Below are 6,931 nucleotides of genomic sequence, written 5' to 3' on the forward strand. Positions count from 1 at the left end.
AGAGGATCATCTAGCAAGGCTGCCTAAATGCTTCCACACATGTTGATGATGCCTCCAATAAAAAGGAAAAACAATGAAACTCTCAATACTCAAAAAAATGGCATTGCCGCTAATTACGGTAGCAGCTTTTGCGAATAATGCTAGTGCGGCCTACGTTGATTATTACCAGGTTGTTGATATGACTAGTACTAGATACTTGACAAATATGAAGTACAACTCTACCACGGGCTGGTTATCTTTTGACGATGAATTTAAGAAAAATTCATCTTTAATTGAAAATCGTATCTACGATTTCATTTTTGCCGAAAAGCTTAAAGAAACTAGTTTTGTTTACCATGGTATGGAGGAATATTATGGTTACGGAATACTAACGGATTCTCCAAACAAGGATTATGTTTCCTCCATAATAAATTTTGATGAAAGTAACGGCAGGTTTTGCTCAGTAGAATCAGAATGCTCCTCTCCAAAGCGAATCTTCGGTATAATAAAAGCGGTTGCTAGCCGTTCAGACAACTCTTATGGGATTTACATAAAGGAACAGGTTGATTCTCTAAAAAATGCAGGTTTTTCATCTTTTAGAATTTTTCCAAGACGCATTGGTTATAGCAATGAATTAGGTTCTTATAGCTATTATGCAGATAATTTACATGCTACAGTTGCGCTAGTCAATTATCTTGATTTGCATTTTACATTAGGCTCCATTTCTGCCTATGTAACAAAATCTGATCTTAATGGAAAAAATCGTAGCTCTGTAACGTATACAAAGGCTGATGCTGTAACAGAAATAGATATCAATAGTGTTGACGATAATGTTACACTGGTTGCAGATTTTTCTCGAAAGTTTAATAATTATGGGGTGTATAAGATTGTACAGTATTATGATGGAAGTGACTGGAAAGAATTGTCCACACCAATTCTTTATTCGGATGACGCTGATGGGTCGATCACTACAATAGTGAGTAGCGCCATGGCAAATACTCTTGCCATTCATACGTCAAGTTTTGATGGCGTGAAAATTCGCATGGGTATTACAGAAGAAGAGTCTCTGGATACACTTTATTCAAATGTCTTGACGCTCAATATAGTGAATCCATACACTATAACGTATATTGATGCGGACGGAAATGAATTACCTTCTAGTATTGTTTATGAAGGCGAAGTTCCTAATCTCCCAACTTTACCTGTACGAGATGCTGGTGCTGTGTATAAGTATTTTATTGCATGGACTCCTGAAATTGTTGCCGCATCTGAAAATGCTACATATACGGCTTTCGTTGATAGTATCTTTGTAGATAATAGCATCCGTTTAACAGCCTCTGTGGCCGCTGGTCAGCAGGTTATGTTTAAAACGCCATCTCCGTGCGTATCAGCTTCTGTTTGGGCTGTCGAAGGACCTTCTGGTTTTGTGATGTCTGATTTTTCATATGAAGCGGGTAATCAATATTTAGTATTGGTTAATGTTAGTGTAGATACTCGCAGTACAATTTGTAAAACAGATATGCTAGTTCATACTCTTGAAAAATCAGGGAAAGCATTCATCTATGTTAACAGCGATAAAACCGCAGGATATGTAAATGTTTCTGAGGGACTCCTTTCTACTAGTAATGTAGATGTTGATCTTGTTGCCGGATTGCCTTTCGGTGCCGTCACCATTGCAGCAGACCGATCCTCTGCAACTATCGATGGTACTTCTGACGTAGCTGTTGCTGATATGGATGGCATCGAGGTTTCTGGCGACGTAACTCTCAACCGTAGCTATGTCGCTGGTAAGTACTCCACTGTCATGCTGCCCTTTGCTACGAGCGCAAGCAACGTGCCCGGCGTCAGTTTCTATGGTCTCCATGATGTAGTGAAAAAAGATGGCGAATGGCAAGTCCAGGTGTCTCCTGTCAGCGAAATTCAGGCAAATACCCCGTACATCGTGGTTGCCTCAGATGATGCAAGCAATCTTGTAGTAACCGGTGGCGTCACCTTCAATACCACCACTGGAACCAAGTCCAGTACCGCTGGCGACTGGCAGTTCGTGGGTACCTATGAGTTTAGGAACTGGGACGAAGACCACAATGCCGAAGAAATCGGAACCACCTATGGCTTTGCTAGTGCGGAAGGCGATAACGACGGTGTAAGCATCGGAACCTTCGGTAAGGTCAAGGCCGGCGCCTACATCTATCCCTTACGCGCCTACTTGCGCTATGTGCCAGTTGTAACCCCCAAGCCCGCTTCAGCCCTTGCCAAGTCTCGCACCGTGGCAAGCATTGACAATCTCCCGGAATCCATGGACGTGGTCATTGTGGGCGGTGACTCAGACGAGGAAACAACCGTTATCGGAACCATTAACACCCGCACTGGCGAATTCCGCAACGCAGGTGACCGCTGGTTCGACCTGAAGGGCCGATTCCTTGGCGTCAAGCGCCCGACCGCTAAGGGAACCTACTACAACAATGGAAAGAAAGTCATTGTCAGGTAAGCCGAAGCGTGGCTATGTCAAGCCGGAAATGAAAATCGTTAAGCTGAAGGCCCGCACAAGCCTGCTCCAGGCAAGCGGATCTTCGGACAACGATTTACCAGAAACATTGAAAGTTATAATCATATAAAAAAGGAAAACCATATGCAGAAGAAAGAATACAAGGCTCCGAAAATGAAGGAAGTCAAGCTGAAGGCTCGCACAAGTCTCCTTGCAGGAAGTAGCGAACTTGGCGGCGGTCTAGGCTACAACGCCGATGCCGTGGAAAACACCAAGGCCTAATTCGCCTTTGCGTTTTCAATTTGCGGTAAAAAAACGAAAGTCCTTCCGACCAAAATCGGAGGGACTTTTATACTTTAAAGAATAAAGGGCAATAAATATAATGGCCTCAACTCCAGGGAACCCTGATGACTGCAGTCTTGCTGTGAGAACAGGAACTGCCTGCCGACGCATCTGCTGTAACGCTCTGCAAATTTGCTTATGGAGTCATGATTCCTGACAGCGGAAGACTTGATTTCTATGGGGACAACCTTGTTCCTGTCCGTCACCAGAAAGTCCACCTCGTAAGAGTGCGTACTGTTCTCTTTTGCCCAAGTGTGGTAGAAAAGGTCCCGTCCGCAGGTGGTTAGAATCTGGGCGGCAACATTTTCATAAAGATATCCAAGGTTGGCGTCAAGCTTGTCGCTCAGCAGCTTCTTGTAGATTCCTTCGTGATCGCCGTTTCCGTTGTTAAAGAGTATTGTAGTAAACAAGCCTGTGTCAGAAAGATAGAGCTTAAAGTTGTTTGGCTCCCTTGTCTGAAATAATGCCGGGCTCGGTTCCGTGACGTGGTAACAAGGCTGTACGATTTTGGAATCGATCAAATCGAAAAGGCGATCCTCGTCCTTGGACGTCTTTTTCTTCCCGGTGGCTGCGGTCAGTACAAAACGCTTTTTCTTGAGGGCGAGTTGATTCGGAACCGACTTGAACATGTCGGACAGTCTGCCCGATGCGTCAATTTTCTTGAGGTCTTCCAGATATAGCCCGATGATTTCACGCTTGACCTCGTCAACTCGGTTGAAGTTGTTGAAACGGATATAGGCGTCAACGGCCTGTGGCATGCCGCCTACGGCAATGTAAAGCCTGAAGTTTCGCATGAGGGTGCGGTTTGTAGAATCTCCCAAAGAAGTCCCTGACTTTGCGATGGTTTTAAGCAGGTCCGTGTTTTCGCCAATGGCCCACATGAACTCTTCGTAGTCCATTGGATGAACGCTGATTTTGTGTTCTTCAGAGGGGATGACAATGCCTTTCACATTCTTTTTTATGGAAATCAGGGAGCCGGTCTCAATGAAATGGTATCGGCCATCTTTTACAAGATACTTGATTGCCTGGCGGACCTTGGGATAAAGCTGGATTTCGTCAAAAATGATGACGGATTCTCCTTCGTAGAGAACCACGTTTGTTTCGGCCTGTAGGCGCAGAAAAAATCGATTCAGGTTGGCGACATCCCTAAATACGTCCAGTAACTCGTCGGTAACATTCGCAAAGTCGATTTTGATGTAGGACCTGTATTCCTGCTTTGCGAATTCCTCGGCGATGGTTGATTTGCCCACGCGCCTTGCCCCTTCAAGCAGGCAGGCGTATTCTCCGGCAAGGTTCTCTTTCCAGTACAGAAGTTTGTCGTAAACTTTGCGTTTAAACATGAAAAATCCAATTTATAGATGTAATTCAACATGAATATAGTGAATTTGTGGAGATATTTCAATATAAAAACATGCCTGTAGTGGATTTTCTGCAGGATTATTGCTGTAAATTTTTTATACTTTAGGGCGAAGAATTGACAAAATGTCGTTTTGTCGCCCTAATGAGAATGCTATGGATTTTTCCAGATACGATAATTTTTTCCTTCTGTTGCGTATTGCGCTTGGGTGTCCGGGGGCAAGTGTTGGCGCGTTTCCGCGGCTGTCTGCGGATGAGTGGGAACGCATTTACAACGAGGCGGACCGGCAGACTCTTCTGGGGCTTGCGTTTGACGGGGTGATGAAGTTGCCTCAGGAGCTGCGCCCTCCCATGGAACTGATGTTCCAGTGGGCCAGCGAAGCGGAATCCTTTAGTGGCCTGAACAAGATTTTGAATGAGGAAGCCGCAAAGCTTACGGAATTTTTCAAGGGGCATGGCAGAAGCTGCGCCGTTTTGAAAGGCCAGGCCAATGCCCGCCTTTACCCGAATCCGCTTTGCAGGCAGCCGGGTGACATCGATATCTGGGTTTCCGGCGGGAAAAAGAGCGTCGTGGGTTTGCTGCGGGAAACTGGAATGCAGGAATCGCAGAAGGCTTCGCCGCACCACACCCACATGAAAAATGACCGTGGAATTGATGTGGAAGTTCATTTCCGCACGTCTTCGGGCAACTACAATCTGTTTACGACAAGGCGGCTGCTGAAATATCTGGACAGGGAAATCCTGAACTCGGTGGAGGTTCCCGAAGGTTTCTGCGCCCATTCCACGAAGTTTGCGCTGGCCATGCAGCTGTCGCATATCTACCGTCATTTTATAGGCGGCGGGGTAGGGCTCCGGCAGATTGTAGATTACTATGTGTTGCTTAGGCATTCCAGCGAAAGCGAACGCCGCGAACTGATGGCGGACCTGGATTGCTTTGGATTGAGAAAAATTGCGGGCGCCCTCATGTGGCTGCTTCGTGAATCGTTTGGTCTTGACGAAAGTCTGATGCTTTGCAAGCCCGACGAATTCCGTGGACGGTGGCTCCTGCGGGAAATCCTGCAGGGTGGCAACTTTGGTCGCCATGTAGGAGGCGGTCGCCTCAAATGGCTCTACTGGTGGCTTGGCAAGCGCAAGAAATCCTTAAGTTACTGGCGCTTCGATTTGGCGGAAACCTTCTGGGCGGAAGTCGATTACTGGAAAGTTTTTGTAGAAAACACTTCGACACGAATCCGGCTGCGCAAGATTTCCCTTAGGGACGAGAAGTTCTGATATTCAACGCTTCTTTCTTTTTGCTATTTTTTGACATAGAAAAAATTTAACCAAGGAAATTAATATGTGCGATTGCTGCAATAATAAGCGTCCTGTCCGTGTGCGTTTTGCACCTAGCCCCACTGGCTACCTCCACGTTGGTGGCGCCCGTACCGCTATCTACAACTACTTCTTCGCAAAGGCCATGGGTGGCGTTTTCTACCTGCGTATCGAAGACACCGACCGCAAGCGCTACAACGAAACCGCTCTCCACGACTTGATGCGCGACTTGAAGTGGCTTGGCCTGCAGTGGGACGAAGGTCCGGGTTGTGAAAAGGATTGCGGCCCCTACTTCCAGAGCGAACGCTTGCACATCTATAACGAACAGATCAAGAAGTTGCTGGACTCCGGCGACGCCTATTACTGCTTCTGCACCGAAGAACGCCTCCAGGAAGTCCGTGCTGAACAGGAAAAGGCCGGCGTTTCCGTGACCGGTTACGACCGTCACTGCCGTAACATTCCTCGCGAAGAAGCCGAGGCCCGCATTGCCGCCGGCGAAAAGGCTGTGATCCGCTTCAAGGTTCCCGAAACTGGCGTTACCGAATTCGACGACATGATCCGCGGCCACATCTCCTACCAGAACGAACTGCTGGACGACCTGGTTCTCATCAAGCGCGACGGTTACCCCACCTATCACTTCGCAAGTGTTTGTGACGACCACCTGATGGGAACTTCCCACGTTCTCCGTGGCGACGAATGGATTTCTTCTACTCCCAAGCACGAACTGCTGTACAAGGCTTTCGGCTGGGAACCTCCTGTATGGTGCCACCTGCCGGTGATTCTGGATAAGAACGGTGGTAAGCTTTCCAAGCGTAAGGGAGCAGCATCCGTTGGTGACTTCCGCGATCTCGGTTACCTGCCGGAAACTCTGGTGAACTACCTGGCTCTCCTGGGCTGGAATCCGGGCGACGACCGCGAAGTCATGACCATCAAGGAAATGATTGACTGCTTTACCCTGGAACGCATCAACCCGAAGCCCGCAAGCTTCGACGAAAAGAAGCTCCAGTGGATGAACGGTCAGCACATTCACATGTGCGACGACGCTATGCTCCTCGGCATTATGAAGGAAGGTCTGGCAGCTAAGGGCTTTGACCTGTCCAATGAACCGGAAGCTCGTCTCCTGGAAATCGTGAAGAACCTGAAGCCCCGCGCCCACTTCGTGCAGGACCTGGCAGAAATGTCCACCTACTTCTTCAAGGCTCCGGAATCCTACGACGAAAAGGGCGCCAAGAAGCACTTCGGTGAAGGCTCCAAGGCCCTCTGCCAGCAGGTCCGCGACATGCTGGCTTCCATCGAAGACTTCAAGACCACCGTGATCGAAAAGGAATTCTACGCTCTCGCAGAACGCATCGGCCACAAGGTGGGTGAACTGGTGGGCGCACCGCGTCTCGCTGTGTCTGGCGTTACCGCTGGTCCTGGCCTGTGGGAAATGTTCGAAATCATCGGTAAGGAAGAAACACT

Annotated in this window: 5 protein-coding genes; 4 read left to right on the forward strand and 1 reads right to left on the reverse strand. The window is 47.9% G+C overall.

Annotation, left to right across the window (positions count from 1 at the left end):
* Nucleotides 1-1,498 precede the first annotated feature (1,498 nt).
* Both MJZ26_14385 and MJZ26_14390 read left to right on the forward strand, forming a co-directional pair.
* Nucleotides 1,499-2,467: a hypothetical protein gene (locus tag MJZ26_14385; protein MCQ2106965.1), complete on the forward strand. Its 969-nt coding sequence runs from the start codon at nucleotides 1,499-1,501 to the stop codon at nucleotides 2,465-2,467.
* 141 nt (nucleotides 2,468-2,608) lie between these two features.
* Nucleotides 2,609-2,746, forward strand: coding sequence for a hypothetical protein (locus MJZ26_14390; protein ID MCQ2106966.1), 138 nt, complete (start codon nucleotides 2,609-2,611; stop codon nucleotides 2,744-2,746).
* 74 nt (nucleotides 2,747-2,820) lie between these two features.
* On the opposite strand, the gene MJZ26_14395 is transcribed toward MJZ26_14390, so the two are convergent.
* The gene (locus MJZ26_14395; protein ID MCQ2106967.1) at nucleotides 2,821-4,146 is read right to left on the reverse strand and encodes an AAA family ATPase; all 1,326 of its coding nucleotides are present in this window, start codon (nucleotides 4,144-4,146) and stop codon (nucleotides 2,821-2,823) included.
* Between the two features lie 172 nt (nucleotides 4,147-4,318).
* Here MJZ26_14395 and MJZ26_14400 point away from each other — a divergent pair, with 172 nt between their 5' ends.
* Nucleotides 4,319-5,431, forward strand: coding sequence for a nucleotidyltransferase family protein (locus MJZ26_14400; protein MCQ2106968.1), 1,113 nt, complete (start codon nucleotides 4,319-4,321; stop codon nucleotides 5,429-5,431).
* 64 nt (nucleotides 5,432-5,495) lie between these two features.
* A partial coding sequence (gltX, locus tag MJZ26_14405; protein MCQ2106969.1) for a glutamate--tRNA ligase occupies nucleotides 5,496-6,931 on the forward strand: 1,436 nt, incomplete at its 3' end.

Origin of the sequence: Fibrobacter sp., assembly GCA_024398965.1 — a bacterium.
In the GTDB taxonomy this organism is placed as follows: domain Bacteria; phylum Fibrobacterota; class Fibrobacteria; order Fibrobacterales; family Fibrobacteraceae; genus Fibrobacter.